At 38.8% G+C, this 16,333-nt stretch carries 16 protein-coding genes; 6 read left to right on the top strand and 10 right to left on the bottom strand.

Annotation, left to right across the window (positions count from 1 at the left end):
* Entirely contained in the window at positions 1 to 189 is a 189-nt protein-coding gene (locus ACST13_RS08130) for a DUF6728 family protein (protein WP_459522695.1), read from the top strand.
* On the opposite strand, the gene ACST13_RS08125 is transcribed toward ACST13_RS08130, so the two are convergent.
* Both ACST13_RS08125 and gldC read right to left on the bottom strand, forming a co-directional pair.
* A complete protein-coding gene (locus ACST13_RS08125) occupies positions 190 to 1,224 on the bottom strand; it encodes a thioredoxin family protein (protein WP_459522694.1) in 1,035 nt (344 codons plus the stop codon).
* Positions 1,224 to 1,577: a gliding motility protein GldC gene (gldC, locus tag ACST13_RS08120; protein ID WP_459522693.1), complete on the bottom strand. Its 354-nt coding sequence runs from the start codon at positions 1,575 to 1,577 to the stop codon at positions 1,224 to 1,226. Before gldC ends, ACST13_RS08125 begins: the two co-directional genes overlap by 1 nt.
* Before the next feature lie 43 nt (positions 1,578 to 1,620).
* Between gldC and ACST13_RS08115 the strand changes: the two genes are divergently transcribed.
* Both ACST13_RS08115 and ACST13_RS08110 read left to right on the top strand, forming a co-directional pair.
* Positions 1,621 to 2,871: a competence/damage-inducible protein A gene (locus ACST13_RS08115; RefSeq protein ID WP_459522692.1), complete on the top strand. Its 1,251-nt coding sequence runs from the start codon at positions 1,621 to 1,623 to the stop codon at positions 2,869 to 2,871.
* Between the two features lie 3 nt (positions 2,872 to 2,874).
* The gene (locus tag ACST13_RS08110; protein ID WP_459522691.1) at positions 2,875 to 4,131 is read left to right on the top strand and encodes a dihydrolipoamide acetyltransferase family protein; all 1,257 of its coding nucleotides are present in this window, start codon (positions 2,875 to 2,877) and stop codon (positions 4,129 to 4,131) included.
* A 44-nt stretch (positions 4,132 to 4,175) separates the two neighbouring features.
* Here the strand turns inward: ACST13_RS08110 and ACST13_RS08105 are convergent, their stop codons facing one another.
* The 4 genes from ACST13_RS08105 to ACST13_RS08090 form a co-directional block, all read right to left on the bottom strand.
* Complete coding sequence (locus ACST13_RS08105; protein ID WP_459522690.1) at positions 4,176 to 4,937, bottom strand: acyl-CoA desaturase; 762 nt, start codon at positions 4,935 to 4,937, stop codon at positions 4,176 to 4,178.
* 85 nt (positions 4,938 to 5,022) lie between these two features.
* Positions 5,023 to 5,727 (bottom strand): RsmE family RNA methyltransferase, encoded by a 705-nt coding sequence (locus ACST13_RS08100; RefSeq protein ID WP_459522689.1) that lies wholly within the window; start codon positions 5,725 to 5,727, stop codon positions 5,023 to 5,025.
* 3 nt (positions 5,728 to 5,730) lie between these two features.
* Complete coding sequence (locus ACST13_RS08095; protein WP_459522688.1) at positions 5,731 to 6,309, bottom strand: hypothetical protein; 579 nt, start codon at positions 6,307 to 6,309, stop codon at positions 5,731 to 5,733.
* Positions 6,310 to 6,316: 7 nt separating this feature from the next.
* Positions 6,317 to 8,524 (bottom strand): glutamine synthetase III family protein, encoded by a 2,208-nt coding sequence (locus tag ACST13_RS08090; protein ID WP_459522687.1) that lies wholly within the window; start codon positions 8,522 to 8,524, stop codon positions 6,317 to 6,319.
* A gap of 242 nt (positions 8,525 to 8,766) precedes the next feature.
* On the opposite strand from ACST13_RS08090, the gene ACST13_RS08085 reads away from it, so the two are divergent.
* Both ACST13_RS08085 and mtaB read left to right on the top strand, forming a co-directional pair.
* The gene (locus ACST13_RS08085; protein ID WP_459522686.1) at positions 8,767 to 9,780 is read left to right on the top strand and encodes a glutamine synthetase beta-grasp domain-containing protein; all 1,014 of its coding nucleotides are present in this window, start codon (positions 8,767 to 8,769) and stop codon (positions 9,778 to 9,780) included.
* A gap of 89 nt (positions 9,781 to 9,869) precedes the next feature.
* Positions 9,870 to 11,189 (top strand): tRNA (N(6)-L-threonylcarbamoyladenosine(37)-C(2))-methylthiotransferase MtaB, encoded by a 1,320-nt coding sequence (gene mtaB, locus ACST13_RS08080; RefSeq protein ID WP_459522685.1) that lies wholly within the window; start codon positions 9,870 to 9,872, stop codon positions 11,187 to 11,189.
* A 225-nt stretch (positions 11,190 to 11,414) separates the two neighbouring features.
* Here the strand turns inward: mtaB and ACST13_RS08075 are convergent, their stop codons facing one another.
* The 3 genes from ACST13_RS08075 to ACST13_RS08065 all read right to left on the bottom strand — a co-directional run bounded on the left by ACST13_RS08075 (position 11,415) and on the right by ACST13_RS08065 (position 14,706).
* Positions 11,415 to 12,761: an ammonium transporter gene (locus ACST13_RS08075; protein ID WP_459522684.1), complete on the bottom strand. Its 1,347-nt coding sequence runs from the start codon at positions 12,759 to 12,761 to the stop codon at positions 11,415 to 11,417.
* Between the two features lie 26 nt (positions 12,762 to 12,787).
* Entirely contained in the window at positions 12,788 to 13,930 is a 1,143-nt protein-coding gene (locus tag ACST13_RS08070) for a porin (protein WP_459522683.1), read from the bottom strand.
* A gap of 428 nt (positions 13,931 to 14,358) precedes the next feature.
* Entirely contained in the window at positions 14,359 to 14,706 is a 348-nt protein-coding gene (locus ACST13_RS08065) for a 4Fe-4S dicluster domain-containing protein (protein WP_459460064.1), read from the bottom strand.
* A 112-nt stretch (positions 14,707 to 14,818) separates the two neighbouring features.
* Here ACST13_RS08065 and ACST13_RS08060 point away from each other — a divergent pair, with 112 nt between their 5' ends.
* A complete protein-coding gene (locus ACST13_RS08060) occupies positions 14,819 to 15,814 on the top strand; it encodes an acyl-CoA reductase (RefSeq protein ID WP_459522682.1) in 996 nt (331 codons plus the stop codon).
* On the opposite strand, the gene ACST13_RS08055 is transcribed toward ACST13_RS08060, so the two are convergent.
* On the bottom strand, positions 15,787 to 16,332 hold the full coding sequence (locus ACST13_RS08055) for a phosphatase PAP2 family protein (protein WP_459522681.1): 546 nt from the start codon (positions 16,330 to 16,332) through the stop codon (positions 15,787 to 15,789). The genes ACST13_RS08060 and ACST13_RS08055 overlap by 28 nt on opposite strands.
* Position 16,333: the final 1 nt, after the last annotated feature.

Below are 16,333 nucleotides of genomic sequence, written 5' to 3'. Positions count from 1 at the left end.
ATGAGCAGATTAAGAGAACAATTTAAGGTAGGTGAAGTTTTTACGTATTTCGTTCGTGTCTTCAAGAAACCCAAGCCAGGTGCACCCTCTAATTTTAATATTCGTGCGATGCATACGATTAACAAGATATCCATCTTGATGTTTATCATTTGCTTAATTGTGATGACTTACCGGGCCTTTATTCGCTAATTATTTCGTCCCGTAAAGGCACCAATAGGATTTAGCCTTTTTCAAAGCACTGGCGTCTTTTGTTTTTCCCTTCACATAATCACAAAGGAATTGATTTTCTTTAGGGCCTAAAGCCCCTGGCATCGAATTGATGAGTTCATCGATTACCTTCATTGCTTGCGTAGCTTTACGCTGTTTAAACAAGATATCAGATTCCACCATCCAGGTTCTACGAACGATGCTAGATCGATCTATTTCTGTTTTAGCCATTTGTGATTTAAGTTTCATCATACCAGCTTCGCCTAATTGTACAGCACAAGAGCTGGTTAATGTGATTTGGAAGATATTCTCATAAACCATCCGAACTACCGATGGGTCGAAAATTGAATTATAATAATTCAGATTACGAATAAAATAGTCAAACAATCGATTATCGTGGCTCATTAAGGCCACTTGCATTAAATTAAAGGTAGATTGTGAGCTATATTGCGCAGGTTTCAATAAGGCTATATAGGCATTCATCGCCTTGATATTAGCCAAAGTATCACCCGTAATCCGGGCAAATTGGGCATAATTTATTAACATACCAGGATTCTTTTCTCCCGCTGCCAGACGTTTCGGAAATTGGGACGCTTGCTCAGCAGGATTGGCGGCCTTTGAGCCTATTCCATTTACCATGGTTACCGTATTGTCTTTCTCCCCAAATATCCGCGCCTGAACGATTTTCATCGATTTAGGCTCAAAGAATACGAAAGTAGGTGTTGCATTAAGTATAATGCCGGCTTGCTTTAAAGCCATTTCATTCGCTGGATTCCGAATGTCTAATTGATAATTAACGAAATTTTTATTGTACAAAGCCCCCACCGCAGCTTGAGTAAATACGCCTTTAAAAGAATTGCAAATATGGCAATCTGGGGCATAGATCTCCATGAAGAGCAATTTGTTTTGCTTAATAGCGGCAGCTCTCGCTTCTTGCAAGGAGTTTACCTGTAAAAAATCTATCCCTTGAGCAACACTCAAAAAAGGTAAAAGCAGAGTTAGTAGAATGTATTTCATTAGTTGGTGCCTTTTTCAGCAGCTACGATTTCTTTTTGTAAATGAGATGACAAGGTGCGACAAACGGATTCTAACTCTTGTGCGAAGAAATTATCACCTGTAGCTTGTAATGAAGCATCAGCTACGGTGCCCACTATTTCGATAAAAAACCTTTTCATATCTAACACTTCCATGTCTTTTGTCCAAAGTGGCAAAGTCAAGGTTCCCTTGTGATATGGATCCCAAGTAGCTACTAAAATGGCCTTGGTTTCTTCGATGCCTTCGTTCGGATTATCGGTAGCTGACCAAGAGATTTGCTCTGGGATATTTTGATCGTCTAATTGTATCTTAAAATTGATTTCAGAATGTTTCATGGATGTAAAATTAATCGTATTTTCGTATAAATTAAGGAAATTTATGGTTAGGGCTGAAATTATTACCATTGGAGATGAGATTCTATACGGGCAAATCCTGGATACTAACACGCAATGGATCAGTCTTGAATTAGACAAATTAGGTATAAAAACGGTACGGAAATCTTCCGTAGGTGATCAAAAATCAGAAATTCTTCAGATACTTAACGAAGCGTCGCAGCGTGCGGATGTTGTTTTTATCACAGGTGGTTTAGGCCCTACGAAGGATGATTTGACTAAAAAGATCTTGGCAGAATATTTTGGTTGTGACCTTCAAATGCATCTAGAGGCCCTACAAGATGTCACGGAATTCTTTTCGAAGCGTGGACGCGAATTATCTGATATTAATCGGGATCAAGCTTTATTGCCTACTAAAGCAGAATTTATACGTAATAGTCAAGGTACTGCTCCGGGAATGTGGTTTAATGAAAAAGGGGTTATTTGGGTTTCTATGCCTGGTGTTCCGTATGAAATGAAATCAATAATGGAGCAGGAAGTGCTTCCTCGCTTAGTAAAGCATTTTAAAACGCCTATCATTTTTCATAAGGTTATCAAAACGGTTGGAATAGGTGAATCCTATTTGTCTGATCTCATTGAAAGCTGGGAATTACAATTGCCGGAACATATTAAATTAGCTTATTTGCCCTCCATGGGTATTGTAAAGTTACGTTTAACGGCATTAGGTCAGGATTTGGAGGTATTGAAGTCTGACGTGGAGGTTGAATTGCAGAAAGTACATCCGTTGATAAAGTCCTATATTTTTGGATATGAAAAAGACGATTTAGCGGAGGTCGTAGGACGAAAATTATTCGATCAAAAAGCAACCTTATCGGTTGCAGAAAGTTGTACTGGAGGTCATTTGGCACATCAGTTCACACAAAATGCGGGTTCTTCTGCCTATTTTCTAGGCGGCATCCTCTCCTATGCAAATCAGGTGAAGATGGATCAACTCGGTGTTTCAGCGGAAATTCTGACCACTACTGGAGCGGTATCTGAAGAATGCATCAAAGCTATGGCTTTAGGTGTTCAACAAAGACTAGGATCTACTTATGCTTTGGCTACTTCCGGTATTGCGGGTCCAGATGGCGGAACGGAAGAAAAACCAGTGGGTACTGTTTGGATAGCCCTCGCTCATGAAAACGGAGTTATTACTAGAAAGTTAACTTTAGGAGGAACACGCACGCAAAATATTTATTTAAGTTCTTTAGCTTGTGTAAATTTGCTGCGCAAATATTTATTAAACGATTTAACCTAAGCTATGGCCATTACAGAGGTTATTATGCCCAAAATGGGTGAAAGTATCATGGAGGCGACTGTTTTAAATTGGTTAAAACAGCCTGGTGACTACGTGGAAGCGGATGAATTTATTTTAGAGGTCGCTACCGATAAGATAGATACGGAGGTTCCTTCCCCAGTGGCTGGTTATATGCAATCTATATTAATTCCAGTAGGCTCTGTCGCTACTATAGGTAAAGCCATTTGTATAATTGATGCGGTATCAACGGGTAGCCCTACTACAGCGGAAGCTTTTTCGCTGGATGATGACATTAGTTCACTAGTCGATGTGAGCTTAGGATCCACTGAATTGAGTACGGAGAAATCGAATAATCCGTGGATATCACCTTTGATTAAGCAGATTTGTCAGTCAGAGAATGTGTCCCAAAGAGAACTAATGGAGATTCCTGGTTCTGGTTTAGATGGTCGTATTACGAAAAAGGATGTACTTAATTACATAGCGGTTCGTAATTCAAAGCGTATCATTTCATCCGGTACTTTGAGTCAAGGTGCAGGAATGCGTCTTCCTGGTGACGAGGTAATTGAAATGGATCGCATGCGGAAGATGATTTCGGAGCGCATGTTAGATTCTAAACGTATCGCACCTCACGTTACGTCTTTCCTAGAAGCGGATGTTACTAATATAGTGAATTGGCGAGCTAAGGTTAAGCAAGGTTTTCAGGATAAACACAAGGAAGCGCTAACGTTTACGCCCCTCCTATTTATGGCCACAGCCATGGCCATAAAGGATTTCCCTGGAATGATTATCTCCGTAGAAGGAAATTATATAGTGCAACATGCGCAGATTAACATCGGTATGGCAGTCGCTTTGCCTACTGGAAATTTAATTGTTCCTGTGATTCACGAAGTGGATAAATTGACTTTAACCGAATTAACCCAAAAGGTAAATGATTTATCTAACCGCGCTAGAGCAAATAAATTAAAGCCAGCTGACTTAGAGGGTGGAACTTTTACTATATCGAATATTGGTGGTTTTGGCAATTTGATGGGAACCCCTATTATTGTACAGCCTCAGGTAGGTATTATAGCCTTTGGAATGATTGAAAAGAAGCCGGCGGTTATTACGAATGAAAAAGGTGAAGATGTGATTGCGATTCGTCAAAAGATGTTTATCTCACATTCTTATGATCACCGTGTCGTGGATGGTTCGCTAGGTGGAGGATTTGTCAAACGCGTCTCTGACTATTTAGAGAAGTTTAGTTTAGATACACAGATATAAAAAAAGAGCCTCGATTGAGGCTCTTTTCATTTATAAGATGGCTATTAAAACTTAGCATCATCCGGTTTTATATTCGGACGAATAATTTTTAATAAGGTCAAAAGTTTAATCATTGGAAAGGTAGGGTCAAACTCAAACCATTTCGTCGCGAAGTTAACGCGATTAGGTAGTTTGTGGTGATTGTTTTGGAACAACTCGCCCATCATGAGTACGTCAAAGATCAAAGAATTTTTTGACTGATCGTGGTTATCATAGTTTTGGTAGCCATATTTATGACCTGACCAGTTAACAATCGCTCCGTGAACAGGTCCCATTAAAAAGTGAACCGGTAATAAGAAGAAGAATGCCCAGTGCATATCAAAGTAGATAAATCCGACCACATATAAAGAGACGTAGGCTACTCCCCAACCAATGCGAGATATCCAGGAATCGCCAATTTTTTCGATGGTTTTCGACACCGGGTATTGATGTTCAAAGCGCTCCTCTACCTCTTGCTTTCTATTTAGCACCGCATTATAAATGTCTTTGGTTTTCCACATCATCGTGAAAACATTGCTAAAAAACATAGGAGAATGCGGGTCTCTCTTGGTGTCGGAGAACGCGTGGTGCATTCTATGTAAAATCGCGTAAGCTCTTGGGCTTAAAAAAGAGGAGCCTTGCGATAAATAAGTTAAGAAATAGAAGAATTTTTCCCAAAACTTACTCATCAAAAACATCTTATGAGCTGAATAACGGTGAAGGAAAAAAGTTTGGCTAAACAAAGAAACATACCAATGTATGAAGAAAGCAGGAAGTACTAATTGCATAATAGAAGGAGGAATTTTAATAATTTAACAAAAGTACGACGCAATTGTTTCTAATTTAAGCTGCTTTTAAAGAATTATACTGATTTTAATCACTATTTAAGAGGTGTAATCCATGACAAACAGCTATTCCAGCTGTTTCCGTGCGTAATATAGATTTTCCCAGGCTAAAAGGTTTCCACTTATTTTTTTTCAATAATTCTGATTCCTCTGAGGTAAAGTCACCCTCAGGCCCTACTAGAACGTGGTATTCTTTTCCCACTGTGGCCACTTTTGATAAAACAGATACAGGAGGATTTGAAATGAAAGCGAACAATTTCTCAGCACCCTCTTTCACCGCAATATCCTTAAACACGTGTAAACCCGTTATTTCAGGTAGGTACAGATTTTTAGATTGTTTCAGGGCCGAAATCGCTGTTTTTTCTAATCGAAGTAATTTGATTTCTTTCCGTTCTGAGTTTTTAGAAGCAAAAAAATGAATACCATGAATCCCAAATTCAACGCATTTTTCCACCATCCACTCCATTCGCTCCATCTGCTTCGTGGGGGCAACATAAAGTTGAATTTTATAGGAAGGTGTAGGTTCTGATTCCATAAGGTTTAAGCCGCTATAAGCTACTTTTTTCCCCTCAATAGAGCTGATTTTAGTTTCAAATTTAGATCCTCTCCCATCTAAAAGGTGTATCACCTCTCCTATTTTGAGACGTAAAACCCGTATAGCATGAAAGGATTCCTCTTCACTTAGAAAAGAGGAATCCTTTGCATTAGGAGCATAAAAAACAGCTATACTCATAAATTAATCTTCGTCTTCTTCATCCTCTTCATCATCAGAGTTAAAGGTATAAAGCGAGGGATCTAGACTTAAAGTATTCCCGTTAAAGTCAATGATGAATTGCGTTAACATGTCGTCATCTAAAGCCGGAACGTATAAAGCAACTTCGATACTTACTCCATAATCAAATTCTGGATCGATTTCGATGTATTCAGCGACTTTGATCTCCTCGTTTTCTTCTAGATCTTCAATAACTTCTAAGATCAGCATTTCAACCTCTTCGTCTAACTCTTCATTAGGCTCGTAGTTTTCATCCCGATTCTCTAAAGGAACATACAAAGGGTATTGCTGAATGATTTCGCGTTCAGCTGCTTCGTATAAAAGACTAGAATAATGTAATTGCAGTGTACAAACAATGGCATCATAAATAACCTCTTGTTTCTCATATTGACCCACAAATTGAATGTGAACCATTTCTCGCTCGTTCCCTGACGGCAATTCTTCGTCTAAAATATAGACGAAAGAACGATTGTCTTCTTGACACTGCTTTTTTAACGCTGCTATTTCTACCGGGTCAAAGCCTGGATTGGTATTTTTAGACATGTTTTGTTTATTTGATTAACAATAATTCACGGTATTTAGGTAATGGCCACTCATCATCGTCAATGATTAGTTCTAATTTATCGACACTGTACCGAATCTCTTCGAAATAATTCTTCACTTTCGTGCTATATAAAACGGCTCTTCCTTCTAGATCTTCTATGTTATTCGCCTCTTTTCTAGCTTCCGTCATCTCATTTTGTAATCTAACAATGGAAGACGTGTATTCAGAGATTTTCTTGATCATTTCGATCGTAGGTGCAAAATATTGCGGGTCTATTCCGATTTCTTTTTGGCCTTTCACATTCTCCACTAATTGTGTCTGGTATTTCAAAGAGGTAGAAACAATGTGGTTAATGGCCATATCTCCGATCACACGAGATTCAATTTGAATTTTCTTTACATAGTTTTCTAATTCAATTTCATGACGCGCATGCATCTCTTCTTTAGAATAAATTCCATGCTTCGTGAATAATTCGATGGATTCTGGACGCGCATAAACCGCTAATGCCTCTGGAGTGGTCTTTAAATTAGATAAACCACGGCGAGCAGCCTCTTCTACCCATTCATCAGAATAACCATTTCCTTCAAAACGGATGTTTTTAGACTCCTTCACATAGCGCTTTAACACTTCCATGATCGCTAATTCTTTCTTCACCCCTTTTTCTAACACTTCCTCTACCTCCTTGCGGAATTTGATTAATTGGTCTGCCACGATGGTATTTAAAACCGTCATTGGTGCTGCAGAATTCGCAGATGAACCTACTGCGCGGAATTCAAATTTATTTCCCGTAAAGGCAAAAGGAGATGTTCTATTTCGATCCGTATTATCTAAGATCAACGATGGGATTTTATTGATACCTAATTTAAGGTATACATTATCTCCTTTTTCTAATTGAATCTCGTCCAGACCATCCATGTTTTCCATGTCGTCCAAAACTTGGCTCATTGTACTACCTAGGAAAGCGGAAACAATAGCTGGAGGGGCTTCATTTGCACCTAAACGGTGCTCGTTGCCGGCAGATGCAATGGACGCACGCAATAAATCAGCGCGATCATGCACTGCTTTTACGGTATTGACAAAAAATGTCAAGAAGCGCAGGTTTTCTTTTGGTTTAGAAGATGGCGCTAATAAATTAATACCTGTATCCGTAGCTAATGCCCAGTTATTGTGCTTTCCGGATCCGTTAATTCCCGCAAATGGCTTTTCATGGAATAGAACCTTTAATTTATGTTTTGAGGCTACTTTAGCCATTAAATCCATTAATAAGGCATTGTGATCACAAGCTAAATTCGCTTCTTCAAACGTAGGCGCCACTTCAAATTGTGCAGGAGCTACCTCATTATGGCGTGTTCTAACGGGCATACCTAATTTAAGTGCCTCGATTTCGAAGTCAACCATGAAGGTATTCACTCGGGTTGGAATAGATCCAAAATAGTGATCTTCTAATTGTTGTCCTTTCGCTGGCGCGTGTCCGAAAACAGTACGTCCTGCCATGACTAAATCTGGTCGCGCATTAAATAAGGCTTCATCTACCACAAAATATTCTTGCTCAGCACCTAAAGTAGGAATTACCTTGTTCACGTCGCGATTAAAGAATTCCTTAATAACGGCTGTAGCGGCTTTATCAACTAATTCAATCGATTTCAATAAGGGAGTTTTATAATCCAATGCTTCTCCCGTATAAGAAACGAAGACAGACGGGATACATAAAGTAGCCGTTCCAGCCGCATTTTCCATGATAAAAGCGGGGGATGATGGATCCCAACCTGTATAACCACGCGCTTCAAAAGTAGAACGAATACCTCCATTCGGGAAGGATGAAGCATCTGGTTCTTGTTGTACCAAGGCGGAACCTTTGAACTTTTCCACCGCTTTTCCATTGCTTAAATCAATATCAAAGAAGGAGTCGTGTTTTTCTGCTGTCGTACCAGTTAAAGGTTGAAACCAGTGAGTGTAATGAGTGGCTCCTTTCGAGATGGCCCATGATTTCATAGCAGCTGCTACTTCGTCAGCTGCATCACGGTCTATTTTAGAACCGGTTTGGATTGCAGTATTAATCTTTAAATAGGCTTCAGGAGATAACAATGAGCGCATTACTTCATCACTGAAGGTCATACTTCCATAATAATCAGATACTTTTTCCGTCGGTAATTTTACAGGTGTTACAGTACGGGATTGAGCCAATTCTAAGGCTTTAAAGCGAGTGATTGCCATTCTTTTTTTGATTTGTTTTCTTAAGTAAAAGTAACGAATTGTCATGGGATAAAAAATGAACAAAAAGGAAAATTAAGATTCATTTTTTTGAGTTTAATTTGGATTTTTGGAGTTTTCTCAAAAAGTGGGTTGTTTTTGCTTGATTTTTTGATGAAAACTATTGTTTTTCCTAAAAAGTGGTATATTTTTGCTATACGAATTCCTAAAAAAGTATTTTTGTTCCAAAATCAAGTTTAAAAATCATGGCTAAATCAAAATTAGAGTACATTTGGTTAGATGGCTACAAGCCAACTCAAAGTTTGCGTTCTAAGACTAAAATTGAAAATAATTTTAGTGGAAAATTAGAAGACCTCGATATGTGGTCCTTCGATGGTTCTTCTACTCTACAAGCCGAAGGAGGTTCATCTGACTGCTTACTAAAGCCAGTTTATGTTTGTCCTGATCCAGCTCGTCGTGATGGTTATTTAGTTATGTGTGAAGTTCTGAATGCTGATGGTACTCCTCATGAGTCTAATGGTCGTGCAACAATTGAAGATGATGATAATGATTTCTGGTTCGGTTTTGAACAAGAGTATTTCCTTTGGGATCCAGAAATAAATAAGCCTTTAGGTTTTCCAGCAAATGGATTTCCAGCACCTCAAGGACCATACTATTGTTCAGTAGGCGCTAGTAACGCGTATGGACGCGAGATTATTGAAGAGCATATGGACTTGTGTATTGATGCAGGTTTAAATATAGAAGGTATTAATGCGGAAGTAGCTGCAGGACAATGGGAATTCCAAATGTTCGCAAAAGGCGCTAAGCAAGCAGGTGATGAAATCTGGTTAGGTCGTTATATTTTAGAGCGTTTAGGCGAGAAATATGGTGTCGCTATCAACTGGCATTGCAAACCTCTAGGCGAATTAGATTGGAATGGTTCAGGTATGCACGCTAATTTCTCTAACACTCTTCTACGTACGGCAGGAAATAAGGAAGCTTACGATAAAATTTGTCAATCATTCGCTCCGTTCGTGAAAGAACACATCGAGGTTTATGGCGCTGACAACCACATGCGATTAACTGGAAAGCACGAAACAGCTTCTATTCACGATTTCTCTTATGGAATTTCTGATCGTGGAGCATCGATTCGTATTCCTATCGCAGCAGTAGAAAAAGGATGGAAAGGTTGGTTAGAAGACCGTCGTCCGAACTCAGCGGCAGATCCATATAAAGTGGCTGCTCGTATTATCAAGACGGTTAAAACAGCCAAAGTATAATACATTTATTAAGCATTTATATACTTTTATAGATAAGATGGCGGGTTTTCCCGCCATTTTTGTTTTACCTTTGTCACCTGATTTCAGGTATGAAAAAAGTCGCATTTTACACATTAGGTTGCAAGTTAAATTTTGCAGAATCTAGCTCTATCGCTCGGTCTTTAGAGCCTTTAGGTTTTGTTCGTGCTGAATTTCAAGATCAGCCGGATTTATTTGTGATTAATACCTGCAGTGTTACCGAACAAGCAGATAAGAAGTGTAAGAAAGTGGTTCGGGAAGCTAAAAAAGCAAATCCGTCATCCACTGTTGTTATAATTGGCTGTTATGCGCAATTAAAGCCTGATGAAATTGCAGCCATTCCAGGTGTCGATTTAGTTTTAGGGGCAAACGAAAAATTTCAATTACCGGAGTTAATCTCCCCCTATTTAGATCGGATTTCGAAATCTTTACCTAAGTTAATTGCCTCAGAAATTCGCTACGATTTAGATTATCATGCCTCCTATTCGCTTAATGACCGTACGCGTACATTTTTAAAGGTGCAGGATGGCTGTGATTATCCTTGTTCTTATTGTACGATACCTTTGGCTCGAGGGCAGTCGCGATCTGACACGATAGAAAAGGTTTTGGGTTTAATTGAGGAGATTTCTGCCAAAGATGTAAAAGAAATTATCCTTACAGGAGTTAATATCGGGGATTTTGGCATTCAAAATGGAAAACGAGTGGAGACTTTCTTTCAGTTGGTTCAAGCCATCGAAGAAAAATCATCCATAGAGCGCTTTCGTGTTTCCTCCATCGAGCCTAATTTATTAACATCAGAAATGATTACCTATTTAGGTGCTTCGTCTAAGTTTGTTCCTCATTTTCATATTCCCTTGCAATCAGGTTCAAATGCTGTTCTGCGTTTAATGAAGCGACGCTATCAACGTGAATTATATGTGGATCGTGTCTCCTCTATTAAATCAGTTATGCCTTCCGCTTGTATTGGTGTAGACGTAATCGTGGGTCATCCCGGTGAAACTCCTGAATTATTTCTAGAAACCTATGAGTTTTTAAATGCTTTGGATATTTCTTATCTACATGTTTTCCCCTATTCTGAGCGACCTAATACCTATGCGGTAGATATGAAGCCCAAAGTAGATGGCATGCAAAAAGCAGAGCGATCTAAGATGTTGCATATTCTTTCCGATAAAAAGCGTCGTGCATTTTATGAATCACAATCAGGGTTAAAAGGAAAAGTGTTATTTGAAGAATCGGCGACTCCAGGAACTATGGAAGGTTTTTCTGAGAATTACGTTCGTGTCGTGGTTCCTTTCGATCCTTTACAGATTAATACGGTTCAACAGGTTAGATATAAATCTTTGAATGAGACGGGTGAGATGTGTGGTGTTGTAATAGAGCATAAAGAATAAAGCACAAAGAATAAAGTTGGTTAAAAGCGGCGATGCCGCATTTTGTGTTTCTAAAGAGTTTATCGGCGAAGCCGATTCCATCTCTATGCTTTATTCTTTGTGCTTTATTCTTTAATTTTTGTTTAGCGCCTCAGGCGCTAAACAAAAAAGTCGAAAGCTAGTAGCCTCCGACTTTTTGATTGAAACAAAACCACAAGAACCATTAATGCGGGCAGCTGTGTTGAATTATTTTGCTAACGACTCGTCGTGTTGAGAAATATCCAAACCTAATCTTTCTTCTTCCTCGTTTACACGTAATGGAATAATTTTGTCCGTGATAACTAAAAGGATATAAGATGCGCCAAAAGCAAAGGCCGAAACGATTGCTAAAGCTAATAAGTGCTTTAAGAATAAAGAGGTTTCTCCGTAGAACAAGCCTTGCTCTACTACTGCTGCGTTAACAGCAGAGGTTGCGAAGATACCAGTCATTAACATACCTACCATTCCACCAATACCGTGGCAAGCGAATACGTCTAATGTATCATCTAAGTTAGAGCTTGCTCTCCAGTGTGCGGCAATGTTAGAAACGATCGCAGCAACCACTCCAATGAAAATCGCTACAGGAACAGTCACGAAACCTGACGCTGGTGTAATAGCTACTAAACCTACTACCGCACCGATACAGAAACCCAAGGCAGATACTTTCTTGCCACGAGTTACATCAAATAGGATCCAAGATAAACCAGCAGCAGCGGCAGCTACGTGTGTAGTTGCGAAAGCTGTTACAGCTAATCCATTTGCTCCTACCGCAGAACCTGCGTTAAAACCAAACCATCCGAACCACAATAGACCTGTTCCTAATAATACATAAGGAATGTTAGCTGGAGGCAAGATATTAGACTCGATATGAGACTTACGGCGACGTAAGTATAAAGCACCCGCTAATGCCGCCCAACCAGCAGACATGTGTACAACTGTTCCCCCAGCAAAATCCAATACACCTAAGTTGAATAAGAATCCATCTGGATGCCATGTCCAGTGAGCTAATGGAGCGTAAACCGCTATACAGAAAAGGACCATGAATAAAACGAAGGCACGGAAGTTTATACGTTCTGCTAAAGCTCCAGAGATAAGCGCTGGCGTGATAACTGCAAACTTCATTTGGAAAAAAGCAAACAAAGCAAAAGGAATCGTGAACTTTAATTGATCAGAAGATCCTAAAGATAATTTGTGATCAAATACACCATTGAACATAAAGAAACTTCTAGGGTCTCCGATCCAGCCACCTAAAGAGTCGCCAAACGCCAAAGAGAAACCGAATACAATCCAAATCACGGAAATTACTCCCATGGCAATGAAAGATTGCAACATAGTAGAGATTACATTCTTGTGATTAACCATTCCACCATAGAAATACGCTAATCCAGGTGTCATTAAAAGTACTAAGCCAGAGGCTACAATCATCCAGGCCGTATCACCTGTGTCTAAACCTTCTGTAGGAATTGCTCCAGGAACAGAAGTGGTGAATAAGGCAAGGACTGCTATTCCTAATAAAACTAATAACGGGATCCAGGTTGGTTTTTGATTCGTCATATTATTAAATGTTAAGTGTGAATAAATTAAAACTTATAGATGAAGTGCAATCCTAAGGTTGTTTGAGATTTTTGATTTTTTCCATCACCGTCTACGAATTGAGTGGAATGGTAAGAATCAGTGCGTAATTCTGGTTTGATCAATAAATGGCCTTCTGCAGCTGTGAATGTAGCCGTTAGGGTAAGAGAACTAACATCAGTTCCAGTACCATCCGCTTTACGTAAAGCACGAGCACCAGATGTGTTATCGAATACTTCGTAGCGACCACCTAAGCTAAACTTATCAGTGAATGCATAGTTAGAGTATAAAGCCACTCCACCCCATGATTTGCTATTTCCTACAGATCCGCCTCCTTGGAAATCACCAGTTTGTGTTCCGTATGCTGCATTTACGCCTAATAAATAGTTAGGGGTGATTTGGTAAGATGTTGTTAAATCCAATAAGTTATAGCTGCCAGAATCATCTTTACCGCTAGCTAAGGGAGTAGATTCATTCGAGCTGATTCCATTAACATATAAGTTCCATCCTGCCGCCGGTGATGTAAACACTTGGTAGATAAAGCCTTTAGAAGAATTGTTATCATTTAAATTATCCACATTGTTGACCAATCCAACCATGGCAGAAAATTTGTCAGAGAAGGCATAATTCGCTTTAGCACCAATGTGGTAGAACGGCCCATTATTGAATAGGTTAGAAAGTGAATAGTTGTAGTTGATAGGCGCATCGATTACTTCGTATCCGATGTGGGTTCCGAATTGGCCTACTGTTAAGGTAAATTTGTCACTTGCTTTCCAGTTAAAGTAAGCTTGTTTGATGGCCAAAGCCGTACTTGCTTTTCCCGCACCCAATGGTCCGATAACGTTTCCGTACTGACCTAAGTCTGCGTTAGGTCCAAATGTTAAATCCACAACTACATCAGCTGATTTAGTAGCGTATCCAAATTTCGTTTGAACAAGTCCTAAAGAAAATTGATTTGACTTCTGGTCGAAAGCTCTTTCGTATCCAGAGGCCCCTAAATTGCTTCTACTAGTTGGGCTATTGAAATTCAACATATAGTATGAATCAATGTAACCCGAAAAAGAAAACTTAGGAGCTTCGGCTTCTTTTTCTTGGGAAAATCCACAAAATGCTGTTGCGGCGAAAATGGCTGTTAGGATAGTTTTTTTCATTTGGGAGATTGTTTAAGAGTAAAAAATGCTTGATTACGAATCAAAGATGTAGGCTAAATTTATATATTCCAAATATTTGAGATAAAAATTTAACCTATTTTTAATTTTTTTGCAAAAAAATAGTAAAAATGAGGTAAAAATTAAACCAGTATTTAATGATTTTGCAAAAATGAAGAATAAATGAGTTCAAATTAAAACTACATTTTTAAAATCTTGAAATAGTATAAATATCGGTGGCTAGTCGCTAGTCAGTAGTCACTAGTCTTTTTTAAAGAATAAAGCACAAAGCATAGAGCAAAAAGCATAAAGATTGAATCGCCTGCGGCGATAGCTTCATGAAATATTTGAACATAAAAAATGGGGCCGAAGCCCCATTTCAAATCTATTCTTTATGCTTTATGCTTTAAATTTTAAGCAAAGCTTAAAATTTATTCCGCATGCAACCATGCTTTCTTCGCTTGTAACGTATCAGTATCTTCTACGCGATCAGGATCAGGCACACAGCAATCCACTGGACAAACTGCAGCACATTGTGGTTCCTCGTGGAATCCAGTACACTCCGTACATTTATCTGGAACGATATAATAAAATTCCTCTGAAACAGGTTCTACAGGAGTTTTTGCATCCATTGAAGATCCGTCTTCTAATTCAATTTCTGTTAAAGAAGTGCCACCGCCCCAAGTCCATTCTACACCACCTTCATAAATAGCTGTGTTAGGGCATTCTGGTTCACAAGCCCCACAGTTAATACATTCGTCAGTTATGATAATCGCCATACCAATGTTTTTGTTTGATCATGCAATTTACGAACATAAATTTGAATAGTATATAATTTATATGGACTAACCGAAAAATTTTACACCTTTGTGTGGTTAAATCTATTATAATATGCCAAAGGCTTCCTTTTTACAGCTTATTACTTTCTTGAAAAACTATTTTACGGATGAATCAAATCGAGATAAAATAGAACTATTTATAGAAAGATCCATAAATGAGAATCCTTGGTTTTCTGAATCATTAGTTCGGCATGCCATGCAGGCAATAGAAGAGCAGTTTTTTTCTGTCAAAGCTTGGGAGGAATTTTATGTAAAGCATCCCTCACAGACGGCACACCCTAAAAAGGTTGGAATTGTTTTAGCCGGTAATTTACCCGCTGTTGGAATGCATGATGTATTAATGGTTTTAGCCTCTGGAAACGAAGCACATTTGAAATTAAGTTCGCAAGATAAAGCCCTCATGCAATTGTATGTGTCTGCGATGCAATCATTTGACAGTACTTTCCCTATCTATGTAATTGATCGTTTACAAGGCATGGAGGCTGTTATTGCGACGGGTAGTGATTTTTCAGGAGCTTATTTTGCCCACTATTTCTCCACCATTCCTCATATTATTCGTAAGAATAGGAGTTCCTTAGCAGTTTTGAAAGGAAACGAAACAGTGGGTGATTTTAAAGGTTTAGGTCAGGATATATTTACCTATTATGGTTTAGGCTGTAGAAATGTCTCTACGATTGCTGTTACTGCAGCGTATGATTTAACTCCTTTATTTGATGAATTGACAAAGGAAACGTGGGTTTTAGATCATTCAAAGTATTCAAATAATTTTCAATACCATAGAACCTTATTCTTATTGAATCAGATTCCTCATTTTGATTTAGGGAATCTTTTAGTGACAGAAAACGAGGATTTAGTCTCTCCAGTGGGTGTTTTATATGTTCATCGCTATACGGATGAAGCCTCTTTATTAGCCTGGATTGCGGAGCGCGAGGAAAAAATTCAATGTAAAGTGGGTTTAGATATTGGTTTTGGCCAAAGTCAACATCCATCCCTCGACGATTTCGCGGATGGAATCAATACTTACGACTTTTTAGTGAATCTCAAGTAAACTTGAAATAGTAGCCACGCTCCTATTCCACCCACAAAAGCTCCCGCGATGACATCTAAGGGATAATGTGCGCCTAAATAAATTCGGCTATAAGATATTAGTGTAGCCCAAAGTACCAAGGCAGCACCTGCAACTTTGTTTTTTGTAAGCAAATAAAAGCCTATCGCTACCGCAAAAGCATTAGCCGCATGTGAGGAGCAAAATCCATACATTCCCCCGCATCCATCAGGTAAATGTATCCAAGATTGGAATTCTTCTACATGACAGGGTCTTAATCGCTTAAAGAGAGGTTTTAGTAGACTAGAACTGAATTGATCAGCAAAGAGAATAGTCGAAAGTAAGTAAATAATCGCTTTCCAAACAGCTTGTCTAAATTCCTTATACAAATAATAGATTAGGAGGGCATATAAGGGAATCCAGGTTAATTTGCCTGATATGATTTCCATAGGTCCATCTAACCAAGGCTGATGCGCCTCGTTAATGAACTTAAATAGATCAATATCCCAGGATGGAAACATA

The sequence above is a fragment of the Aquirufa sp. A-Brett2-W8 genome (assembly GCF_054558755.1).
Note: the sequence above shows the minus strand (reverse complement) of the source record. Positions and strands in the feature narration are given on the sequence as shown.